Consider the following 24,121-nt stretch of genomic DNA (forward strand, 5'->3'; position numbering starts at 1 on the left):
CTATTTTATTATTGCATTTACGGGACATACCTCAAAACATGAACCACACTTTATGCATCTATCCTGATCGATTATATGCTTTTCCTTTATATTACCGCTTATACAACCTACTGGACAAATTTTTGCACATCTTGTGCATCCAATACATTTATCTGTTATATAATATCTGACAAGTTCTTTGCATACACCAGCAGGGCATATTTTATCATTTATATGTGCCTCAAACTCATCTCTGAAATATCTTAAATTACTCAAAACTGGGTTAGGAGATGTTTGACCTAATCCACATAATGCTGTATCCTTTATGATTTGACTTAATTCTTCTAAATCTTTTAAGTCTTGTTTAGTTCCATTACCTTTAGTGATTTTGTCTAATATTTCATATAGTCTAGTATTTCCTATTCTACATGGAGTGCATTTTCCACATGACTCCTCAAGTGTGAACTCAAGATAAAATTTTGCTATATCTACCATGCAATTGTTTTTATCCATAACAATCATTCCACCTGATCCCATCATTGATCCTATCTCATTTAAGGATTCATAGTCTATAGGAGTATCTAAAAGTGATGCAGGTATACAGCCACCAGAAGGTCCTCCGGTTTGCACAGCTTTAAACTCAGCTTCTCCTTTGATACCACCACCTATGTCATATATAATTTCCCTTAATGTTGTTCCCATAGGTACTTCTACTAAACCTACATTATTTATCTTGCCAGCTAAGGCAAATACTTTTGTGCCTTTTGATGTCTTTGTACCGATTGATGTAAACCATTTTATTCCATTGTTTATGATAGCAGGAATATTAGCTAATGTTTCAACATTGTTTACTATCGTAGGTTTTTTCCATAAACCTTGTATAGCAGGGAAAGGTGGTTTATAAGTGGGTTCACCTCTAAATCCTTCTATTGAATGAATTAATGCTGTTTCTTCTCCACAAACAAAAGCACCTGCACCGTATTTTAGACTTATGTCGAAATTGAATCCGGTTCCTAATATATTATTTCCTAAGAGTCCATATTCTCTAGCTTGTTTTATAGCAATCTGTAATCTATCTATTGCTAATGGATATTCTGCTCTTATGTATATAAATCCTTGATATGCTCCAATAGCATATCCCGCAATTGCCATTGCTTCTAATACGCTATGAGGATCTCCTTCGAGTATAGATCTGTCCATGAATGCACCGGGATCTCCTTCATCTGCATTGCAAATAATATATTTTTGTTTTGAGTTACTTTGTTTCGCAAAGCTCCATTTTTTACCGGTGAGAAAACCTCCTCCTCCTCTTCCTCTTAAACCAGATTCGTATATATAGTCTATTACATCATCAGGTGACATTTCAGTAAGGACTTTGGCTAATGCTAAATATGCTTTAGAACCAATTGCTTCATCAATACTTTCTGGATTAATTAAACCACAATTTCTTAGTGCAATTCTAAATTGTTTTTTATAAAATGACATTTCATTTTGAGTCTTAACTTTTTGTTTTAAGGAAGGTTCTTCGTACAATAACCTTTCAACTATTTGGTTTTCTTTAAGGTGTTTATTAACGATTTCATATGCATCATCTGGTTTAACTTTTATGTAAAACACATCATCAGGATAAATTTTAACTATTGGGCCTTTTTCGCAGAAACCAAAACAGCCAGTTATATGAACTTTTACTTTTTCAGCTAATCCAGCCTCAATAATATTTTTATTTAACTCTTTTACAATTTCTTTACTATTGGCAGATCTACATCCTGTTCCTGCACACACTAGTACTTCTCTTTTGTCAAAATCTTTTGTTTTAATAAAATTATTTTCTGATTTTGGAATTTCTCTTAATACCAAAAGGGATTTAAATCTTTCGTGAAGTTCTTTTAGTTCTCCAATAGATTGAATCTTTTCCACATATAAAACCTCCTATTCTGAAAAATTTTGCAGAATTTTATCAACCATTTCAACTGTACAGTGTCCATAAACTTTATCATCAATAGTTATTACTGGAGCAAGTCCACATGCACCAATACATCTTATTGTTTCTATAGTAAATTTACCATTAGGTGTTGTTTCTCCAGCTTTGATACCGAGTTTTCTTTCAAACTCATTTAATACATCGGATGAACCTTTCACAAAACAAGCTGTTCCCATACATATGCTTATAACATGTTTTCCTTTTGGTTCTGTTGTAAAATATGAATAGAAAGTAACTACTCCAAATACATTTGCAGTTGAAACATTTAGTTTTTCACCTATATATTCCTGAAGTTCACTAGGCAAATATCCAAATAGTTTTTGAGCTTTATGCAATACTGCAATTAATGAACTTTGATTTTGGGGTACAGTTTCTATAAATTCATCCAATTCTTTTAACTTTGTGTTAGATAATTTATTTGAATGCAACTTATAATCATTCCTTTCATTAAGAATATAATCATCACCCAAATCTAGTGTTTCCAAGTTAAAGCATATTATCCATAATAAATAACTACACAATAAAAGAACTGCTTCTAAACTAATAATTTTAGAAACAGTTCTTTAAATAGAAGAAAATTAATTACATACATTTCCCAGGAAATATATGTAATTAATAAGTTTGTAATATTTCATATTCTATGGACAATGTATTGAATCTTTTGCCTTATTAGAACGAATTTACTTCTTAAAAGAATTAAAGTATTGATAATAGTAACATTTAATTCTACCATTATATAATTTTCTGTTTTTATTTGATTTTTTCCCAAAACATTTTTCAAATTCATCATATGATGTAATTATGAAATATGACCACGAATTCAGTTTCTTATAAATTTTACCCATTTCAGAATAGAGTTGTTTAATAGTTTCACTTTCTTCTAATCTTTCACCATAGGGTGGATTACATATTATGAATCCATTTTTCATTTTTGTACGCAATTCACTTAAGGGCTGTTTTTGAAAATGTATACAATCATCAACGCCAGCTATTTCAGCATTTTTTCTAGCAATAGAAATAACTTTACCATCAATATCGTATCCAAATATATGTAATTCTTTTTCATAATAGATTGCTTCATAAGCTTTTTTTCTAGTATGTTTCCATGTATCTTTAGAAATAATGTCCCAATCTTCACTAATGAAATGTCTGTTTAATCCAGGAGCTATATTCATACCTAAAAGTGCTGCTTCAATCGGAATTGTACCAGAACCACAAAATGGATCGATTAATGGAGCATCAGCTTTCCAATTGCTAATCTTAATTAATGCAGCTGCTAATGTTTCCTTTAACGGAGCTTTGCTTCCTATTTCTCTATAACCTCTTTTATGAAGTGCACTTCCACTTGTATCAATTAAAATTGTTACTACATCCTTCAATATTGAAACATGAATGGGATACTTACTTCCTGTCTCTTTGAACCAATCTTTGTAATAAGTTTCTTTCATGCTTTCAACAACAGCTTTTTTTACAATTGATTGTATATCTGATAAACTAAATAGCTGAGATTTAACTGATTTTGCATCTGAAACTGGAAAATTAGCGTCTTCAGGAAGATAATGAGACCAAGGTAAAGCTTTTGTCTGTTGAAAGAGCTCTTCAAATGTTTTTGCTTTAAATTCACCTATTTTAATATAAACTCTATCTGCACATCTAAGCCATAAATTAGATAAACATATTCCTTTTTCATCTGAAATGTATGTTACTTTACCATTTTCTACTTTTAAATTAGAAAAACCCAATTCTTTTAATTCCTTTGCAACTATTGATTCAATACCAAATGCTGAAGTAGCAACTAATTCGAATTTAGCCATAAATATTCCTACTTTCTATGTTTTTGATTTCATTATATAGTATTATTTAAAATAATTAAAGAAAAGAATAATGAATGATTATATATTATGGCAACTAGCTTAAACCTAGTTATTGTATATATATATATTTATGGTTATAATTGTTTTAGATTTATTATATTTAACTATAGAAAAAGCAGGTGATAGTATGAGCGAAAGATTGCAAAAGTATTTGGCCAGATGTGGTATTGCTTCAAGAAGAAAATGTGAAGATTTGATATTACAGGGAAAGGTAAAAGTAAATAATTCAATAATTACTGAATTAGGGTTCAAAGTAAATCCAGACTTAGATGTAGTGAAATTTGAAAATAATATAGTCAAACCAGAGAATAATAAAATTTACATAGCTCTAAACAAGCCAATAGGTTATATTTCTACTGTAAAAGATGAAAAGGGAAGAAAAACGATATTAGATTTAGTAGATATCCAAGAAAGAATTTACCCAATTGGAAGATTAGATTGTGATACTTCAGGTTTGATATTATTAACTAATGATGGAGAAATATATAATCAAATTATTCATCCTAGAAAAGCTTTGGATAAAACATATATAGCAGTTGTTAAGGGAGTAGTTGAGTATAAAGAAATAAAAAAATTATGCAATGGAGTTGATATTGGAGGGTATATTACAGCTCCAGCAAAAGCAGAAATATTGTCTATAAATAATAATAATAATACAAAATTGAAAATTATAATTCATGAAGGAAAAAACAGACAAGTACGTAGGATGTGTGATTCAATTGGACATTCTGTAATCAATCTAAAGAGAGTTTCAATAGGTAAAATAAAATTAGATAATTTACAATTAGGTAAATGGCGTTATTTAGATGATAATGAATTAGAATATATAAAAAATATTTAGTCTAAAAATTTAAAATTCACATGAAAGGGTATTAATTATGTTTAAATATGTTTCAGATGTTAGTGATTTATCACATAATATAATTAAAAATTATTGCAGAGATTTTAATGTAGCTGTAGATGCTACACTTGGCAATGGATATGATACAGATTTTCTAAAAGAAATATTTTCAAAAGTTTATGCATTTGATATTCAGAAATGTGCAACTGAAAAATACAAAGAAAAAAATATATGTAACAAAAACGTGGTGATTATAAACGACTCACATCATAAATTCAATGAATACATTAAAGAAAAAGTAAATTGCTTCATTTATAATCTAGGTTATTTACCTGGTGGAGATAAAAAAATAACAACAATTGCAGAAACAACAGTTAAAAGCATTAAGTATTCTTTAGAACTACTATCTAGTGGAGGATTGATTACTATTTCTATTTATCATGGTCATGAGCAAGGTCAGAAAGAAAAAAATGAGATATTTGAGTTATTGAATAACTTACCTAAAAATAAATATGGTGTATTACTTCATACTTTTTATAATAGAAGTGCTGATGCACCCATACTTGCAGTAATAGAAAAGAAATAATTTTAAAAAAGTTTATGAATGAATGATTGAAAAAAATTGCAATTAATGTTAAGATGAATTATATATTGCAGTATACATTCAAATGAATTATTTGTTTCATATCAAAAATTTAAAAGGAGCTTGATAGCATGGATAATAATTCAAAAGATTTAATGAGAATAATTCAACAAAAGTTTTCAAGGTTGAGCAAAGGTCAAAAATTAATAGCAGAATATATTTTAAAGCATTATGATAAAGCAGCATTTATGACAGCTGCAAAGTTAGGTACTAGCGTTGGTGTAAGTGAATCTACAGTTGTAAGGTTTGCCAATGAATTAGGTTTTAGTGGATATCCTAATTTGCAAAAATCACTTCAAGAAATGATAAAAAACAAGCTTACTTCAGTACAAAGGATAGAATTATCTAATGATTATATTAGTCAAGGAAATGCACTTAAAGGTGTGCTTAAAGCTGATATGGAGAATATTAGAGTAACATTAGAAAAAATAAATCATAATACTTTTGATGGAGTAGTAAACTCAATTTTTGAGGCTAGAAATATATACATAATTGGTTTAAGAAGTTCAACTGCATTAGCTGATTTTTTAGGGTTCTACTTAAATCTAATATTGGATAACGTTAAGGTTGTTGGATATGGTATAAGTGATATTTTAGAACAAATGATTAATGTTAATGAAAATGATTTGGTTATAGGAATTGGTTTTCCAAGATATGCTGTAAAAACAATAGATGCATTAACATTTGCTCAGAATAGAAATGCAAAAGTAGTTGCATTAACTGATAGTTTATTGTCTCCATTAGCTGCAAAAGCAGATTATACTTTAATTGCTCAAAGCAATATGGCATCTTTTGTTGATTCTTTGGTTGCACCTTTAAGCGTAATTAATGCATTAATAATGGCCGTTGGATTAAGAGAAAAAGAAAAAATATCTAATACATTCTCTAGGCTTGAACACATATGGGAAGAATATCAGGTTTATGATTATAAAGACAAGGATAAAGACAATCAATAATAATAAATCAATAAAAAATGTATAATAAAATAAAAAAAAGTATATAATAAATATAAATTTTTTATTTTATTAAGAAGGAATATTAAGATAAGTATAGAATATAATAAGCATAAAGAAAAATTTATTTCAAAAAAAATAAATTATGAATTTTTATTTTCATTTTAGGAGGTAATTACCATGGCAAAGGAAAACCTTAATGCAAAAGCCTACATTGAAAGAGTATTGGAGAATGTTAAAAAGAGAAATTCTGAACAGCCTGAATTTTTACAAGCTGTAGAAGAAGTATTAGTTTCTCTTACTCCAGTAATCGAAAAACATCCAGAGTATATTGAAGAAAATCTTCTTGAAAGATTTTGTGAACCTGAAAGACAAATTATCTTTAGAGTACCATGGGTTGATGATGAAGGAAATGTACAAGTTAATCGTGGTTTTAGGGTTCAATTTAATGGAGTTATAGGACCTTATAAAGGTGGTCTTAGATTCCATCCTTCAGTATATATTGGTATTATCAAGTTCTTAGGTTTTGAACAAATATTAAAAAATTCATTGACAGGTCTACCAATTGGTGGAGGTAAAGGTGGTTCCGATTTTGACCCTAGAGGAAAGTCTGATGGCGAAATCATGAGATTCTGCCAAAGTTTCATGACTGAATTATACAAGCATATTGGTCCAAATGTTGACGTACCAGCAGGAGATATAGGTGTTGGCGGAAGAGAAATAGGATATCTTTATGGACAATATAGAAGAATCAAAGGAGCTTTTGAAAATGGAGTTCTTACTGGAAAAGGATTATCTTATGGTGGAAGCTTGATTAGACCAGAAGCTACAGGATTTGGTGTTACATATTTCTGTCAAGAAATGCTTAAACATGAAGGCGAAAGTTTTGAAGGAAAGACAGTTGCTATTTCTGGATTTGGTAATGTTGCTTGGGGAGTATGTATTAAAGTTGCTCAATTAGGTGGTAAGGTAGTTACACTTTCTGGACCAGATGGATATGTATATGATCCGGATGGGGTTACTGGTGAGAAGATTGATTATTTACTTGAAATGAGATCATCAGGAAGAGATAAGGTTCAAGATTATGCTGATAAATTTGGTGTTCAATTCTTCCCAGGAGAAAAGCCATGGGGTGTTAAAGCTGATATTATTATACCATGTGCTACTCAAAATGATATTCATTTAGATCATGCTAAACAGATTGTTGCTAATGGAATAAAATTTGTTTGTGAAGGTGCTAACATGCCTTGTACAAATGAAGCTGTTCAGTATTTACAAGAGAATGGTGTAATAGTTGGACCTGCAAAGGCAGCTAATGCTGGTGGAGTTGCTGTATCAGCTCTTGAAATGGCACAAAACAGTATGAGACTTTCTTGGACTGCTGAAGAAGTTGACAAAAAGCTTCATGATATTATGATTAATATTCATAATAGTGCTATGAAGGCTGCAGAGGAATATGGATTTGGATATAATTTAGTAGCAGGAGCAAATATTGCTGGATTCATAAAAGTTGCTGATGCTATGCATGCCCAAGGTAATTACTAAAAATATTTAATTGAAAGAGAATCCTTTAGGGATTCTCTTTTTTTCAGTTACTATTGAATAAAAAGTTCAAATGTATTAAATTATATAGAGTAAGAATGTGAGGTGATACTAGAATGGCAAAAGTTATTGTAATAGGAGGAGGCCCTGCCGGTATGATGGCTGCAATAGCAGCTAGTCAAAATAATGATGTGATATTAATCGAAAAAAATGAAAAATTGGGCAAAAAATTATTTATTACAGGAAAAGGACGATGTAATGTTACTAATGCGAAAGATATTAGTGATTTTTTTGATAAAGTTCCTACAAATCCTAATTTTTTGTATAGCTCGTTATACACATTTTCTAATACAGATGTAATGAATTTTTTTGAAAATAATGGTGTTAAACTCAAGATAGAAAGAGGAGATAGAGTTTTTCCAAAATCTGATAAGTCATCTGACATTATTAAAGCACTCGAAAAGTCCTTAGAAAATAATAATGTACATATTATGCTTAATTCTAATGTTAAAGAATTTATTGTAAATGATAATTTGATTACAGCCGTTGTATTATCAAATAATGATGTGATTAAAGGAGACTGCTTTATTCTTTGTACAGGTGGTATGTCATATCCTCAAACAGGTTCAACTGGAGATGGATTTAAATTTTCTAAAAAATTAGGTCATAATGTTATAACTCCAATGGGTGCGTTAGTACCAATTGAAGTTAAAGAAGATTGGATAAAAGATTTACAGGGATTATCTTTGAAAAATGTAGAAATCAAAGTAACAAATGAGAATAATAAGCTGTTATATAAAGATTTTGGTGAAATGTTATTTACACATTATGGAATTTCAGGCCCAATCATATTGAGTGCTAGTAGTGTAATTAATAAATATATTGATAAAATGGATTTAAAAGTAATTATTAATATTAAACCAGCTTTAAGCAGTAGTGATTTAGATAAAAGAATACAAAAGGATTTTTCAAAGTACATAAATAAAGATTTTAAAAATTCACTATGTGATTTATTACCTAAAAAAATTATAGATACAGTAATACTATTATCGAAAATTGATCCAAATAAAAAAGTAAACCTAATCACAAAGGAAGAACGAAGATTGCTTTTATATGTTATTCAAAATTTTACTTTGCATATTAAAGGTTTTCGTCCAATAGAAGAAGCAATAATTACAAAAGGTGGTATTGATACAAAAGAAATAAATCCTTCAACATTAAAGTCGAAAATAATTAAAAATCTTTATTTTGCAGGAGAAATAATCGATGTTGATGCATTTACAGGTGGTTTTAATTTGCAAATAGCCTTTTCCACGGGATATTTAGCTGGTAAGAGTGTGGTGAAATAACATGATATTTATTAGAGGTGCAATAACAATAAAAAATAACACTATTGAAGAAATTAAGAAAAATTCAATACTGTTGTTTTCAGAGATTATTAACAGAAATAATTTAAAACTTGATTCAATCAAGGCTATTCTTTTTTCATGTACTAGTGATATTACAAAAGAATATCCTGGTAAAATAATACGAGAACATTATAATTTGAGTTCTGCAGCAATAATGCATTTTAACGAAATGAATGTTGAAAATTCGTTAAAACTATGTATAAGAATACTATTAATTGCGAATGATGAAAATAAAACTTGTGCTGAATATGTTTATCTAAACGATGCAAAAAAATTAAGGGAAGATTTATTCAAATAGTGTATTTTAAAGAGGATTTTTATTTTTTACATAGAATACTATTATGGTATACGTTTTTAGAAAGGCGGTAATAATTTGATTAGTGTTGCGATTGATGGACCTGCAGGTGCAGGAAAAAGCACTGTTGCAAAGTTGTTAGCAAAAAGATTGGATTTTATGTATATTAATACTGGTGCTATGTACAGAGTTGTTACATTAAAAGCTTTGGAAAATAATATTGAGCCTGATGATGTTCAAAAGCTATGTGAATTAATTGATTCAATGGATATGTATTTTGATGGAAATGATTTGATAGTTAATGGTGTGAACACAAGTGATAAGATTTATTCTCCTTTAATTAGTCAAAATGTTTCAAGATATGCAGCAATATCAGAAGTTAGACAAAAATTAGTAAAAGTACAAAAGTATATATCAGAGAAGTTTAATGTGGTTATGGATGGAAGGGATATTGGTACTGTTGTCTTAAAAAATGCTCCTTTTAAATTTTTTTTAATTGCTTCTCCAGAGGAGAGGGCAAGAAGACGTTATAATGAATTGGTGAAGAAGAATATTGAAGTAGATTATGATTCTTTATTGAAAAAAATTATTGAAAGAGATTATATGGATTCACATAGAGAAATAGCTCCTCTAAAAAAGGCAGATGATGCAATAGAAATTGATTCAACTAATTTATCTATTGAACAGGTTGTTTTAATAATGGAAGAATATATAACAAAAAATTAATTAAATAAAAGTGGTGATTTTGTGAAGAATGTTATTTTAGCACAAAATGCTGGATTTTGTTATGGCGTAAAGCGTGCTGTTGATATTTCGTTGAATACTAAGAATAAATATGGACGAAAAATTTATACTCTTGGACCATTAATACACAATAATGATGTAGTTAAATTTCTTAAGGAAAAAGGTGTATATCCTATTGAGTATGAAGATATAGATTCTTTAGATGAAAATGATGTTGTTATTATACGTTCGCATGGGGTGTCAAAAAATATATTAAATGACCTAGAAAGCAAAGGCTTAATTGTAGTCGATGCAACCTGTCCATATGTTAAAGCCATTCATAATAAAGTTCAGATGTACCATGGATTAGGTTATCAGATTGTTATTGTTGGAGATGAAAATCATCCAGAAGTAATTGGAATTAATGGATGGTGCGATGATGATGCATTTATAACAAAAGGAGAGAAATATATTCCTAACTTTTCTAAAAAAGTTTGCATTGTTTCACAGACCACTGAAAAATATGAAATTTTTAAAAATATAGCTAGTAAATTGATAGACAATTGCAGTGAAACATTAGTGTTTAATACTATATGTAGTGCTACTGGTATTCGCCAGAAATCTGCATATGAACTTTCCAAAAAAGTTCAAGTTATGATTGTAATTGGTGGTAAGCATAGTTCAAACACTACTAAACTTTATGAAATATGTAAAAGCAATTGCTCTAGAACAATTCATATTGAAAGTGCCAAAGAGATTCCAGAAGAAATTATTTTTTCCAACAATATAGTAAATATTGGTGTTACTGCTGGTGCTTCGACACCAGATTGGATTATAAAGGAGGTTATATTAAAAATGAACAACGAAAATACTCAAATGAATGAACAATTAAAATTTATGGAAGAAAACGATGTAAAAATTTATGTAGGTAAGGTTATAAAGGGTGAAATTATATCTTTAACTGAAAATGAAGCTTATGTAAATTTAGGATACAAATCTGACGGATTACTTCCTCGTAATGAAGTTACTAAAGATGAAAATACTGTATTAACTGATATATTTAATATTGGTGATGTAGTTGAAGCAAAAGTAATTAATGTAAAAAACTCTGATGGCAATGTTGTTTTATCAAAGATTGAAATTGATAGAGAAAAAGCTTATGTTGAATTAGAGGATGCTTTTAAGGAAAAGCGTGTAATCAAAGTATTAATAAAACAAGTAATTAAAGGTGGATTATTAGCTAGCTATAAATCGATTAGAGTATTTATTCCAGCATCACACATAGATTTACACCACGTAGCTAATATGGAAGATTATTTAGGAAAAGAATTAGAGGTTGTAGTCATTGAATATTTAGTTGAAAGAAGAAAAACAAAAATAATTGCATCTAGAAAAGAAATATTAAGAAGTGAAAAGGAAAAAATGGAGTGCGAAACATGGAAATCGCTAGAAAAAGGTGCTGTAGTTGAAGGAGTAGTTAGAAGAATAACGAATTTTGGTGCTTTTGTTGAAATCAACGGTGTGGATGGATTGCTTCATATTTCTGAAATATCGTGGGGTAAAGTTGTTAAAGTTGAAGATGAATTAGAGATTGGTCAAAAAATAAATGTCTATATTCTTGATATAGATAAAGAAAATAAAAAATTGTCACTTAGTATTAGAAAACTTAAAGAAGATCCTTGGACAAATGTTGATGAAAAATATCCAATAGGTAATGTTGTATTAGGAAAAGTAGTTCGCTTTGCAAGTTTTGGTGCTTTTGTTGAATTAGAACCGGGTATAGATGGTCTTATTCATATATCTCAGATTGCACATAAGAGAATTAATAAACCAGAAGAAGTTTTAAAAATTGGTGAATTAGTCAAAGCTAAAATTTTAGATGTCAATAAAGAAAATAAAAAGATTTCTTTAAGTATTAAGGCTCTAGAAGAAATTTAACATTACTTGTGTGTTTTTGATAGAACGTATAATTACGTTCTATTTTTGTAATAAATTATATTAAAATTAATATAATTTTAGTAGCATGACTATTGGGGGATTACAATATGAATTATAGAAAATTGAGTGATAATTCTAAATGTACCTATGAAGAGGAAATTATACTCAATGAAATTTGCAAAAATTATGGTTTGAAATTTTTAACGGCTAGTAAAGTTAGAAGTGCATATAAAGTAAAGTTAAAAGATTCAAAAGAAATATGTATAAAAAAAATGAAGAACGGAAGAAAAAAAGTACTATCATCATACAAATTGGTAGAAGATTTAAGAAAGCTAGGATTTGAAAATACCCCCAGATATTTAAAAACAACTAATGAACATGTATATGTAAAATATAAGAATATGATATTTTTTGCAACAGAGTGGATAAATGGAGTAGAATGTGATTTATCCAATATAAATGAAGCTTGCAAAGCTGCTAAACTTATGGCAGAATTTCATAAATCAACTGAATTACTAAATGTAGAAAAATATAATATTAAAAATAATATGAAAAATTGGTCCAAAATATTTATAGATAATTTAAATGATTTTGAGAGGTTTGAGAATTCTATAAGTAAAAAAAGGTTAATAAATGAATTTGATAATATGTTTTTAGCAAATATTGATAAATTCTACTATAGAGGACTAAAAGCACTCAATACACTCAATTCTTCTCAATATCATAAAATTTCCAGAGAATATTCATCGAAAAAAACAATATGTCACAATAGCTTTTATTATCAAAATATTATTAAAAAAGATAAAGAATTTTATTTAATTGATATGAATAGTATAATAATTGATTTAAGATTTAATGATCTCGGAAAATTTATACAAAGATTAATGTACAAAAAAGAGTATAAATGGGGATTTAATTCAGCTAGAGCTATTATTGAAAGCTATAATTCGATTTATAAACTTTCAAAGAATGAACTTGAAATTATGTTGGCATTTATAATTTTCCCTCATAAATTCTGGAAATTAGGCAAAAAGAGATATATAAATAATAAGAATTGGTCTGAAGATAAGTACATTCATAAATTAAATAAAATTATAAAATATTTACAATATCAAGATGCATTTATCAATGAGTATATTAATTTTTTGATTGATTATCACTAATAATTAATGAGTAACTATTTGCGAGGAAGAACTTACATGTACCAGTTAAAAAAAGTATATTCAAGAATATTTAACTATTTAAAAAAATCATTTACTCAAAACTCTTTTCTTAATGATAAAATAAACAAAATAGAAGTATATGAAATGACATATAATCTAAATGACTTTGAAATGTATCAATTCAATGATGATGATATAAAATTTGTAAATTTTACCATAGATAAAGATGAACAGTTACGCTGTGATATTCAAAATGAAATTTTCAATGCGCCATATAGAATTCCTCTACAAGTAACTGATATATATTGGGATGAAAAGCAAAGTTATTATAGAAATGAATGGTCGATATTTTTAAAAAAAGGGGAGCAATTTATAGGTTATGGTCAAATAATACTTCAAGATGATATACCACAGATAGTAAACCTAGGTATAAAAAAGGAATTCAGAGGTTATGGATATGGCAAACAACTATTATATTATTTGTTAAGCTTATTAGTGGATACTGATTATGATAGTGTAAAAATAAGGGTAGAGTATAAAAACAATATTGCTATTGATTTATATACAAAAATAGGATTTATTTAAATGAAAAATATTTTTATAATCGAGTAGGAGATAATTAAATTAATCAATTATCTTCTACTCAAAAAAAGAGCTACGCACTAACTATTTAGTACGATAGCCCTTTACTTTTATTTTTTGATGCTAATATATTTTTCCAATGCCATACCAAGTATATTCATTGCATCTTCTAATGCAGTAGTATTTAGACAATATGAAATTCTAATTTCATCCTTACCTAATCCTTCTGTAGCATAAAATCCTTCAGCAGGGGCAATCATAACAGTTTTATTTTGATAGTTAAAATCAGTAAGCAACCATTTTGCGAAGTCTTCTCCAGATTCAACAGGTAATTTTGCTACCACATAGAATGCACCAGTAGGTTTTTTGCAAATAACACCAGGCATTTCAGAAAGTTTTTTATATAAAATGTTTCGTCTTGTTTCATATTCTTTTAAAACTTCTTCAAAATAAGCTTTTGGAGTTTTAATAAGATTAGCACAAGCTATTTGTTCAACAGTAGGTACACATAATCTAGATTGTGCAAGCTTCATAATTTGATTAATTATTTCTTTGTTTTTAGATGCAACTAAACCAATTCTTGCTCCGCAAGCACTATATCTCTTAGAAACACTGTCAATTAAAATAACTCTATCTACTATATCATCCATATAAAGTGCTGATGTATATTTTAGACCATCATATACAAACTCTCTATATACTTCATCCGAAATAAGAAATAAATCATGTTCTTTTACTATATCAGCAAGCATTCTAACTTCTTCTTCTGAATAAACAACACCTGTAGGATTTCCTGGATTAGAAATCATTATAGCTCTCGTTCTATCTGTTATTTTACTTTCAATTACTTCTTTACTTGGAAGATGAAATCCTTCTTCTGCTTTTGTTGTTACAGGAACCACTTTTGTACCAGCAACTGCAGAAAAGCCATTATAATTAGTATAAAATGGTTCTGGTATAATGACTTCATCATCATAATCACAGATAGCCATTAATGCAAACATTAGCGCTTCAGAGCCACCATTTGTAACAATTATTTCATCATTATCAAATTCTATATTCCATTCTTTATAATATTTTATAAAGCTTTCTATCAATTCTGGAATACCTTGTGAATTAGCATATTTTAATACTTCATCATCATACTTTCTAATACCTTCTATAAATGTTTCAGGAGTTTTTATATCAGGTTGTCCAATGTTTAAATGATACACACTCACTCCTTTCTTTTTAGCCTCTTCAGCGTAAGGAACTAATTTCCTAATTGGTGAAAATTGCATGTTTTGAATTCTGTTAGATAATATCATTGTTATTGCTCCTCTCAACAATTTAATCCTCCAAAATATTTTCAATGGGTATAAGAGATTTTTTTACATTTACCATTGAACTATTTTGATTTATTTCGAAATACATTCTTTCACATATACAATCATACTTTAATTTATTATTAGAAAACATATCAGAAACATTATTTTCTTTTGCATTATACATAAAAATCCCTCCTTATAGATAGTATTACCTATAAGGAGAAAATAAATAAATTAAAAATTATAAAAATTAATAATATTTTTTAAGCACATTACCTAATCTTTTAATACCTTCAACTATCTTATCTTCTGACATATTAGAATAGTTTAGTCTAAAGTAATTTTCCTTACCACCATTAGGGAAGAAAGAGCCTCCAGGTACAACTGCAACTTTTTCTTTAAGTGCTTCCATATTTACTTTTCTAGCATCAATATCTTCTCTTAACTCAACCCAAGTAAATAATCCACCCTCAGGATAAGTAACCTTAATTCCCTCAGGAAAATATTTTTTTATGCTATCTAACATTAAATCTCTACGTTTTTTATAAACATCTATTATTTTATCTATATGATCATCAAGATTATATTCTTGCATAAACTTAGCTGCAACCATTTGGTTTATTGTCCCACTCTGCAAATCAGCACCTTGTTTAACCAATACATATTTTTGAACTATTTCTGGATTAGCACATACCCAACCAATTCTTAAACCAGGACAGAATGTTTTTGAGAACGTTCCTAAAGTTATTACATAGCCTTCAGTATCAAAACTCTGTATACATGGTAACTTTTCACCTTCAAACCTTAATTCACCATACGGACTATCTTCAATAACAGGTATCTTATATTGTGAAGCAAGCTCTGCAATTCTTTTTCTTCTTTCTAAATTCATTGTTTTACCACTAGGATTCTGAAAATCTGGAATAGTATATATCATTTTAGTTTCAGGATATTTTTTCAAAGCTTTTTCTAATTCTTCAACTATCATACCATTATCATCCATTGGAATTTCAACAAATTTAGGTCCATAAATTTTAAATGCATTAATTGCACCAAGATAACTTGGACTTTCACAAATAATTACATCACCTTCATTAACAAATAATCTTGCGGAAAATTCTAAACCTTGTTGAGAACCATTGGTTATCATTATGTTTTCTGCAGTACAGTTTATTCCACTTGGTTTCATCCTTTGTTCAGCAATAATTTCCCTTAGAGGAAGATATCCTTCAGTTGTAGTGTACTGAAGAGCTACACTACCGCTTTCTTCCATAACCTTATCAAATATGATCTTGAGTTTTTCTTTTGGAAATAACTCTGGTGCAGGAAGTCCTCCAGCAAAAGAAATAATTTCAGGCTGTTGTGTTAATTTTAATAATTCTCTGATTTCTGAAGCTTTAACATTAGAAACTCTATTTGCAAATTTCAATTCCACAAAAACACCTCCAAATTTATTATACGAAAAAGTATACATTATTAAGAACATTTGTGTACTATAAACTCCAACTATATTATACTTTATGATATATATCTTTTTCAAGTAAATAAATATATGAGTTATAGTTTTTATTAATTTATATAATATGTTGTTTTTTTGTCAAATGCTAAATATATATTAAAATTTACTTCAAAAAAGCTATTAAATTTTATATAATAAGTTAATGATAAATAAATACTAGAAAAGAGGAAGAGTATGAATAATAAACTTAAATATTTTATTGAAACATGGGGTTGTCAGATGAATGAGGAAGACTCTGAAAAGCTTTCGGGTATGTTAAAATTAAAAAATTATTCAAGAGTAATATCTAAAGAAGAAGCAGATATAATAATTTTTAATACATGTGCTGTAAGAGAAAATGCAGAACAAAAAGTGTTTGGTAATTTGGGACAGTTAAAGCACTTAAAGAAGAAAAATCCTAAATTAATAATAGCAATTTCTGGGTGTATGATGCAGCAGCCTGGAGTTGCTGAAGAATTAGCTAAAAAATTTCCTTTTGTTAATATAATTATTGGAACACACAATGCATATAAGTTCCCTAAATATTTAAATAGAATAATAAATGGTGAAAAGCAAATTGTTGATATTTGGAATAATGAAGGCGAAATTATTGAAGGACTTCCTGTTGATAGATTAAGCAGCGTTAAAGCTTTTGTTACGATTATGTATGGATGTAATAACTTTTGTACTTATTGCATTGTACCATATGTAAGAGGAAGAGAACGAAGCAGAACTCCAGAAGATATTGAGAAAGAAATAAAAGAATTAGTTGCTAAAGGATATAAAGAAATTACCTTATTGGGTCAAAATGTTAATTCATATGGTAAAGGATTAAAGCCTGAAATAAACTTTGCTAAGCTTTTAAGAAGAATTAATAATATAGAAGGATTAGAAAGAATAAGATTTATGACTTCTCATCCTAAAGATTTATCTCAAGAACTTATTGATACAATAGCTGAATGCGACAAACTTTGTGAACATATTCATCTACCTTTTCAATCAGGTTCAACGAAAATATTAAAGAAGATGAATAGACATTATACTAGAGAACAATATTTAGATTTAGTATATAGAATAAAAAAGGCTATACCTAATGTAGCATTGACTACAGATATCATTGTGGGTTTTCCTGGAGAAACTGAGGAAGATTTTAATGATACATTAAGTCTTGTAAAAGAAGTAGAATACGATTCTGCATTTACATTTTTATATTCTAAAAGAAACGGTACACCGGCTGCTAAATATGAGGACCAAATTCCCGAGAATATAAAACATGAAAGATTTAATAGGCTTGTCGAAGTTGTTAATGAAATTTCTAAAAAGAAAAATAAAGAATATGAAGATAAGATTGTAGAAGTACTAGTTGAATCACCTAGCAAGACAGATCCTTCAAAATTGACGGGAAGAACTAGAACTTCGAAGCTTGTTAATTTTAAAGGAGATCATAAAAATATAGGCAAATTAGTTAATGTTAAGATTACTGAGGCAAAATCATTTTCATTAATCGGTGAAGAAGTATAAAGGGGGTACCTAAATTGGCTCTTACTCCTATGATGAAGCAATATATTCAAATTAAAGAAAAATGCCAAGATTGTATTTTGTTTTTTAGACTTGGAGATTTTTATGAAATGTTTTTTGATGATGCAGAAATCGCAGCAAAAGAACTTGAATTGGTTCTTACTGGACGTGATTGCGGACTTGAAAAAAGAGCTCCAATGTGTGGCATACCATATCATGCTGCAAACTCATATATAGGTAAGCTTGTTGGTAGAGGATATAAAGTAGCGATATGTGAACAGATTGAAGATCCTTCATTGGCAAAAGGCATTGTAAAAAGAGATATAGTTAAGATTATTACTCCTGGAACATATACTGATTCTAATTTTTTAGAAGAAGGTAAAAATAATTTTATAATGAGTATTTTTATAGATAATGAAACAGATTTATGTGGTTTAAGTTTTGCTGATATTTCTACTGGAGAACTTTATTGTACTGAGACTAAGTTTAATTTATCAATAATTATAGATGAAATTTCAAAATTTAATCCTTCTGAAATTATTTATCAAGATACAATTGATGAATGTGTTATTAATACGTTTAAAGAAAAGTTTCCTATTCTTTATACTTGTTTTGAAAATAAATTTTTTACGGATAATGCTGAAAATATTTTAAGAGAACAGTTTAATAATTATAATAAAGAACTATATACAAATGAATTATTTTATTCGGTTTGTGGGTTATTTAAATATATAATTGAAACTCAGAAGTCAGCGTTATCTCATATTGATTCATTAGAATATTATAATATTGTTGATTACTTGGTGATAGATTCTAATTCAAGAAGAAATCTTGAATTAACTGAAACAATTCGAAATAACAGTAAAAAAGGTTCTCTATTGTGGGTGCTTGATAAAACAAATACATCTATGGGTGCTAGAAGACTTAGAAAATGGGTGGAGCAACCCTTAGTAAAAGAAAGTAAAATTACAGAGCGTCTTTTAGCAGTAGAAGAATTAATTCACAACATACATTATCATGAAGAATTAAAAGAAAGCTTAAAAAACATATACGATATTGAAAGAATTGTTGGAAAAATAAGTTGTAAAAGTGTAAATGCAAAAGAATTAATTACACTGAAGAAGTCTATTAGCAAAATTCCTTCAATAAAATACTTGCTTAAAGAATTTAATTCGAATTTAATTGTATCTATGAATGAAAAATTAGATGATTTAAAAGATATTTTTTCTTTACTTGAAAAAAGCATTAATGAAAATCCTCCAATTAATATGAAAGAAGGCAACATAATTAAGCAAGGATTTAATGATGAAATAGATAAATTACGAGAAGCAAAAATCAATGGCAAAAATTGGATTTCAAATCTCGAAAAAAATGAGAGAGAATTAACTGGAATAAAATCTCTCAAGGTTGGGTACAACAAGGTTTTTGGTTATTATATTGAAGTGACAAAAGCCAATCTTCATTTAATACCTGAAGATAGATATATTAGGAAACAAACATTGTCAAATGCTGAGAGATTTATAATACCTGAACTAAAAAAGATGGAAGAGGAAATATTGGGTGCTGAAGATAAATTAATTAAATTAGAATATGAAATATTTGTTAGTATAAGGGAAAGCATTGAAAAGGAAAATGACAGAATGAAAAAAGCCGCTAAAATAATATCTGAATTGGATTGTTTAAGTTCTTTGGCAACAGTTGCACTAGAAAATAACTATGTTAAACCTAAAATAAATGAGAGTGGAGTTATTGAAATTAAAGGTGGTAGACATCCTGTAGTTGAAAAAGTACTTAAAAATAATAGTTTTGTTGAAAATGATACTTATATAGACAATAAAGATGATCAACTATTGATTATAACTGGTCCAAATATGGCTGGAAAATCTACATACATGAGGCAAGTTGCACTCATTACTCTGATGGCTCAAATTGGAAGCTTCGTACCTGCAAATACAGCTAATATATCAATTTGCGATAAGATATTTACTAGAATTGGTGCATCTGATGATTTAGCTGCTGGTAAAAGCACATTTATGGTTGAAATGTGCGAAGTAGCTAATATATTAAAGAATGCAACAAATAGAAGTCTTGTCTTGCTTGATGAAGTAGGCAGGGGTACTAGTACTTTTGATGGATTAAGTATTGCTTGGTCAATAATAGAATATATGTGCAGTATTCCTCGCATAAGATGTAAAACTTTATTTGCCACACATTATCATGAATTAATTAAATTAGAAGGTGAAATTACAGGAGTAAAAAACTACTCTATTGCTGTTAAAAACATCGATGGTGAAATTGTGTTTTTGCGTAAGATTGTACCTGGAGGAGCAGATGAATCTTATGGTATTGAGGTCGCAAAGTTGGCTGGTCTTCCGAATGATGTTGTAAAAAGAGCAAAAGAGATATTGGCTGAACTTGAGAGTACAAATGATACAGCAAACATTAATTGTATTGCTAAGGAAAATAAAACATTATTAACTGATAAAAAATCTGATGCAATGACTACCAATGAAGAATTCAATGAAGAATCAAAAGAGTATACTTCTAAAGAAGGTGATTTACCTAAGCAATTAAATATTTTAGATATATCAAAAGATAACCTTATAAATGAAATAAAGAATATTGATATATTAAATCTTACGCTAATAGATGGATTTAATAAGTTATATGATATAATTAAAAAGGCGAATAGTATTTAATCTTGTAGATAAGTTCATACTTAGGGAGATGGAGTAATGAAGAGGATACATGTACTTAGTCAACAAACTTCAAATAAAATAGCTGCAGGTGAAGTAGTAGAAAGACCTTATTCTGTTGTTAAAGAACTAGTTGAAAATAGTATTGACGCTGAGTCAAAAAATATTTGTATTGAAATATATGACGGTGGTCAAGAAAGTATTAAAGTTTCTGATGATGGTATTGGTATTCATCCAGAAGATATTGAAAAAGCATTTAATGAACATGCAACAAGTAAAATCAAGGAAATTGCTGATATTTACTCAATAAATACTCTTGGATTTAGAGGTGAAGCACTAGCTAGTATAGCTTCTGTTTCAAATGTTGTTTTAAAAACTAAAACTAAGTATTTTGATTTTGGTAAGGAAATAAGCATTAGTGGTGGAAATATAAACTATATAAAAGAGATAGGTTGTAGTAATGGAACGGCTATTGAAGTGAATGATTTGTTTTATAATGTTCCTGCTAGACAAAAATTTCTCAAATCTGCACAAAGAGAAGCTGTTTTGATTTCAGATATGTTAACCAGAATTGCAATTGTAAATTCTGATATTTCTTTCAAATACTATAAAAATGGTAAAAAATCATTTATAACATATGCAAATGATAATGTTTTAGAAAATATAAGAATACTTTATGGGAAAGAAGTGTATAACAATATTATTAGCTTTGAAAAGCATATTGATATAGCTTCTGTACATGGTTACGTAGGAAATGCTGAAATAAGTAGGGGCAGTAGAAATAGACAAAGCATATTTGTTAATAAAAGATTAATAAAAAGCAAGTTAATAACTGCAGCTGTTGAAAATGCTTTTAAGTCTTTTTTAACTATAAATAAATTTCCTTTTTTTATTCTGTTTATAGATATTTTCCCTGAATATATAGATGTGAATGTTCATCCTACAAAATCAGAAATAAAATTTCAACAAGATAAGGTTATATTCAAATTGGTTTTTGATGCTGTTCATGAAGCTTTAAGAAATAGTCTTAAAGAAAGTTTTAACATAAATAATGATTTTCCATCAATTGAAAAGAATAATAGTCAATCTACTACTATATCTCAAATACCAATTGATTTAAAGTCTCCATCTAAAGAAGAACATATGAATAAAACTCTTATAAAGGAAACAAAAAGTGTTTTTGAAAACACTACGGATAAGAATACTAAACCTAATATTACCTCTAATATTGAGCAATATATTAGGGCTGATGCAAAAAGCTTAAATTATGAAAATACTATTTTAGGTAACAATACTAATAGTAATACAAATACAACAGTAAATTTCCCTGAATTAAAAATAATTGGTCAGTTTAATAGCACTTACATTATTGCTGAGTCGTATGATACGTTATACATTGTTGATCAGCATGCTGCACATGAAAAAATATTATTTGAAAAGTTCAGAAAAGGTATTGCCAATAATTCTGTAGTTTCACAAATGCTTGTTACTCCATTGGTAAAAGAAATGACTCCTGAAGAATTTGTTATTTATGCTGAAAATAGCGATATATTTACTGATACAGGTTTTAATATTGAAATCTTTGGTGAAAATACTATCGCTATTAGAGAAGTTCCTGTAATATTAGGGAAACCAGATTTATCAAATTTATTTGAGCAAATAGTTGATAATTTAAGAAATATGGGAACTGGTAAGACTACAGAAGTAAAATATGATGTTATTGCAAAAATGGCATGTAAGGCTGCTATTAAGGCACATGATAAACTTTCTTTAGATGAAATGGCTCGTTTAATTGATGATTTAAGAGAGTGTGATGACCCATTTACGTGTCCACATGGAAGACCAACAATAATAAAATTTACGCTAAATGAACTAGAGAAAAAATTTAAGAGAATTCAGTAAAAGGTGATTTTGATGAAATCGAATATATTAATATTAGCAGGCCCTACAGCAGTAGGAAAGACAAATATTTCAATATTATTAGCAAAAGCTCTAAATGGAGAAATAATATCAGCTGATTCAATGCAAATATATAAACATATGGATATTGGTTCTGCAAAAATTACAGATGAAGAAAAAAAGGGTATTCCTCATCATATGATTGATATAATAGAACCTACTGAAGAATTCAGTGTTTCAGAATTTCATGATAGAGCTGACTACCTTATTAAGGACATTACATCAAGAGGTAAACTTCCAATTATCGTTGGAGGTACAGGATTGTATATAAATTCGTTAATATTTAATTATAATTTTGCCGAAACTAATAAAGATGAAGAATATAGAGCTTATTTACATAGATTAGCAAAAGAAAAAGGAAATGAATATGTTCATAATTTATTAAAAAATTGCGATAGCGAATCTTATAATAAGCTATATCCTAATGATATTAAAAGAGTTATAAGAGCCTTAGAGGTTTATAAAGTCACAGGTAAAACAATTGCTCAGTTGAATTCAGAAATAGATATTTATGATATTCCATATAAAGTACATTACTATGTATTAACTATGAATAGAGAAATGCTCTATGAACGCATTAATAAGCGAGTTGATATAATGCTTCAAAACGGACTGATTGATGAAGTAAAACGTCTAAAAAGCATGGGGCTTACTCAAGATATGCAATCAATGAAAGGTATAGGGTATAAAGAAATATTGATGTATCTAAATGGTGATATTTCTTTAGATGAAGCAATTTATTTGATTAAAAAAGGCAGTAGAAATTATGCTAAAAGACAACTTACTTGGTTTAGAAAGGATAAAAGAGTTATTTGGATTGATAAGGATAATTTTAAAAATGATGAAAGTGTTGCACATGAGATAGTTAAACATTATAAATGTAACAGTACTTTATAAACCTCTTCAAAAAGAGTATTTTTGTTGATAATTAATTTGTATAATTAAATTAATAATTTATATGGAGGTAAAGACTATATGGCTAAATTAAATAATAATTTACAAGATATATTTTTAAATAATGCTAGGAAAAATAAGATATCAGTTACAATACATTTACTAAATGGATATCAACTTAAGGGTAATGTTTCAGGATTTGATAATTTCACAGTTATATTGAATTTAGATGGTAAGCAAATGTTAATATACAAACATGCAATATCATCTATTACACCTGATAAACCAATATTATATATTGATAACTCAAAAGAGAAGTAAATATT

Annotated in this window: 21 protein-coding genes; 15 read left to right on the top strand and 6 right to left on the bottom strand. The window is 28.3% G+C overall.

The features are described from left to right. From nuoF to CLTEP_RS00645, 3 genes are all read right to left on the bottom strand, one after another. A complete protein-coding gene (gene nuoF, locus CLTEP_RS00635; protein ID WP_066820995.1) occupies positions 1-1,896 on the bottom strand; it encodes an NADH-quinone oxidoreductase subunit NuoF in 1,896 nt (631 codons plus the stop codon). A 12-nt stretch (positions 1,897-1,908) separates the two neighbouring features. Then, entirely contained in the window at positions 1,909-2,388 is a 480-nt protein-coding gene (gene nuoE, locus CLTEP_RS00640; protein WP_066821847.1) for an NADH-quinone oxidoreductase subunit NuoE, read from the bottom strand. A gap of 252 nt (positions 2,389-2,640) precedes the next feature. Next, the gene (locus tag CLTEP_RS00645; RefSeq protein WP_066820998.1) at positions 2,641-3,774 is read right to left on the bottom strand and encodes a THUMP domain-containing class I SAM-dependent RNA methyltransferase; all 1,134 of its coding nucleotides are present in this window, start codon (positions 3,772-3,774) and stop codon (positions 2,641-2,643) included. Between the two features lie 187 nt (positions 3,775-3,961). On the opposite strand from CLTEP_RS00645, the gene CLTEP_RS00650 reads away from it, so the two are divergent. The 10 genes from CLTEP_RS00650 to CLTEP_RS00695 all read left to right on the top strand — a co-directional run bounded on the left by CLTEP_RS00650 (position 3,962) and on the right by CLTEP_RS00695 (position 13,926). Then, positions 3,962-4,675: a pseudouridine synthase gene (locus CLTEP_RS00650; protein ID WP_066821001.1), complete on the top strand. Its 714-nt coding sequence runs from the start codon at positions 3,962-3,964 to the stop codon at positions 4,673-4,675. 37 nt (positions 4,676-4,712) lie between these two features. Next, a complete protein-coding gene (gene mnmM / locus CLTEP_RS00655; protein WP_066821004.1) occupies positions 4,713-5,261 on the top strand; it encodes a tRNA 5-(aminomethyl)-2-thiouridylate-methyltransferase MnmM in 549 nt (182 codons plus the stop codon). Between the two features lie 128 nt (positions 5,262-5,389). Beyond that, positions 5,390-6,274: a MurR/RpiR family transcriptional regulator gene (locus CLTEP_RS00660; RefSeq protein ID WP_066821014.1), complete on the top strand. Its 885-nt coding sequence runs from the start codon at positions 5,390-5,392 to the stop codon at positions 6,272-6,274. 177 nt (positions 6,275-6,451) lie between these two features. After that, the gene (gdhA, locus tag CLTEP_RS00665; protein ID WP_066821017.1) at positions 6,452-7,816 is read left to right on the top strand and encodes an NADP-specific glutamate dehydrogenase; all 1,365 of its coding nucleotides are present in this window, start codon (positions 6,452-6,454) and stop codon (positions 7,814-7,816) included. Between the two features lie 113 nt (positions 7,817-7,929). Next, on the top strand, positions 7,930-9,162 hold the full coding sequence (locus tag CLTEP_RS00670) for a BaiN/RdsA family NAD(P)/FAD-dependent oxidoreductase (protein ID WP_066821020.1): 1,233 nt from the start codon (positions 7,930-7,932) through the stop codon (positions 9,160-9,162). A gap of 1 nt (position 9,163) precedes the next feature. Next, entirely contained in the window at positions 9,164-9,520 is a 357-nt protein-coding gene (gene aroH / locus CLTEP_RS00675) for a chorismate mutase (protein WP_066821023.1), read from the top strand. A gap of 75 nt (positions 9,521-9,595) precedes the next feature. Continuing rightward, positions 9,596-10,243 carry a (d)CMP kinase gene (gene cmk, locus CLTEP_RS00680; protein ID WP_066821026.1) on the top strand — a complete coding sequence of 216 codons (648 nt, stop codon included), beginning with the start codon at positions 9,596-9,598 and terminating at the stop codon, positions 10,241-10,243. Positions 10,244-10,264: 21 nt separating this feature from the next. Next, a complete protein-coding gene (locus tag CLTEP_RS00685; RefSeq protein WP_066821029.1) occupies positions 10,265-12,178 on the top strand; it encodes a bifunctional 4-hydroxy-3-methylbut-2-enyl diphosphate reductase/30S ribosomal protein S1 in 1,914 nt (637 codons plus the stop codon). Between the two features lie 107 nt (positions 12,179-12,285). Continuing rightward, positions 12,286-13,341: a CotS family spore coat protein gene (locus tag CLTEP_RS00690; protein WP_066821031.1), complete on the top strand. Its 1,056-nt coding sequence runs from the start codon at positions 12,286-12,288 to the stop codon at positions 13,339-13,341. Positions 13,342-13,377: 36 nt separating this feature from the next. After that, the gene (locus CLTEP_RS00695; protein WP_066821034.1) at positions 13,378-13,926 is read left to right on the top strand and encodes a GNAT family N-acetyltransferase; all 549 of its coding nucleotides are present in this window, start codon (positions 13,378-13,380) and stop codon (positions 13,924-13,926) included. 107 nt (positions 13,927-14,033) lie between these two features. Here the strand turns inward: CLTEP_RS00695 and CLTEP_RS00700 are convergent, their stop codons facing one another. The 3 genes from CLTEP_RS00700 to CLTEP_RS00705 form a co-directional block, all read right to left on the bottom strand. Continuing rightward, entirely contained in the window at positions 14,034-15,230 is a 1,197-nt protein-coding gene (locus CLTEP_RS00700) for a pyridoxal phosphate-dependent aminotransferase (protein ID WP_066821850.1), read from the bottom strand. A 22-nt stretch (positions 15,231-15,252) separates the two neighbouring features. After that, entirely contained in the window at positions 15,253-15,414 is a 162-nt protein-coding gene (locus tag CLTEP_RS14800; RefSeq protein WP_161938333.1) for a hypothetical protein, read from the bottom strand. Positions 15,415-15,480: 66 nt separating this feature from the next. Continuing rightward, the gene (locus CLTEP_RS00705) at positions 15,481-16,665 is read right to left on the bottom strand and encodes an aminotransferase-like domain-containing protein (RefSeq protein ID WP_066821037.1); all 1,185 of its coding nucleotides are present in this window, start codon (positions 16,663-16,665) and stop codon (positions 15,481-15,483) included. Between the two features lie 258 nt (positions 16,666-16,923). Here CLTEP_RS00705 and miaB point away from each other — a divergent pair, with 258 nt between their 5' ends. The 5 genes from miaB (at position 16,924) to hfq (ending at position 24,116) form a co-directional block, all read left to right on the top strand. Further along, positions 16,924-18,249, top strand: coding sequence for a tRNA (N6-isopentenyl adenosine(37)-C2)-methylthiotransferase MiaB (gene miaB / locus CLTEP_RS00710; protein ID WP_066821039.1), 1,326 nt, complete (start codon positions 16,924-16,926; stop codon positions 18,247-18,249). A 14-nt stretch (positions 18,250-18,263) separates the two neighbouring features. Further along, complete coding sequence (mutS, locus tag CLTEP_RS00715; protein WP_066821041.1) at positions 18,264-20,945, top strand: DNA mismatch repair protein MutS; 2,682 nt, start codon at positions 18,264-18,266, stop codon at positions 20,943-20,945. 36 nt (positions 20,946-20,981) lie between these two features. Then, positions 20,982-22,844 carry a DNA mismatch repair endonuclease MutL gene (mutL, locus tag CLTEP_RS00720; RefSeq protein ID WP_066821043.1) on the top strand — a complete coding sequence of 621 codons (1,863 nt, stop codon included), beginning with the start codon at positions 20,982-20,984 and terminating at the stop codon, positions 22,842-22,844. A 12-nt stretch (positions 22,845-22,856) separates the two neighbouring features. Further along, a complete protein-coding gene (gene miaA, locus CLTEP_RS00725) occupies positions 22,857-23,798 on the top strand; it encodes a tRNA (adenosine(37)-N6)-dimethylallyltransferase MiaA (RefSeq protein WP_066821046.1) in 942 nt (313 codons plus the stop codon). Between the two features lie 78 nt (positions 23,799-23,876). Beyond that, the gene (gene hfq / locus CLTEP_RS00730) at positions 23,877-24,116 is read left to right on the top strand and encodes an RNA chaperone Hfq (RefSeq protein WP_066821049.1); all 240 of its coding nucleotides are present in this window, start codon (positions 23,877-23,879) and stop codon (positions 24,114-24,116) included. Positions 24,117-24,121 lie beyond the last annotated feature (5 nt).

The organism is Clostridium tepidiprofundi DSM 19306, assembly GCF_001594005.1.
In the GTDB taxonomy this organism is placed as follows: domain Bacteria; phylum Bacillota; class Clostridia; order Clostridiales; family Clostridiaceae; genus Clostridium_AC; species Clostridium_AC tepidiprofundi.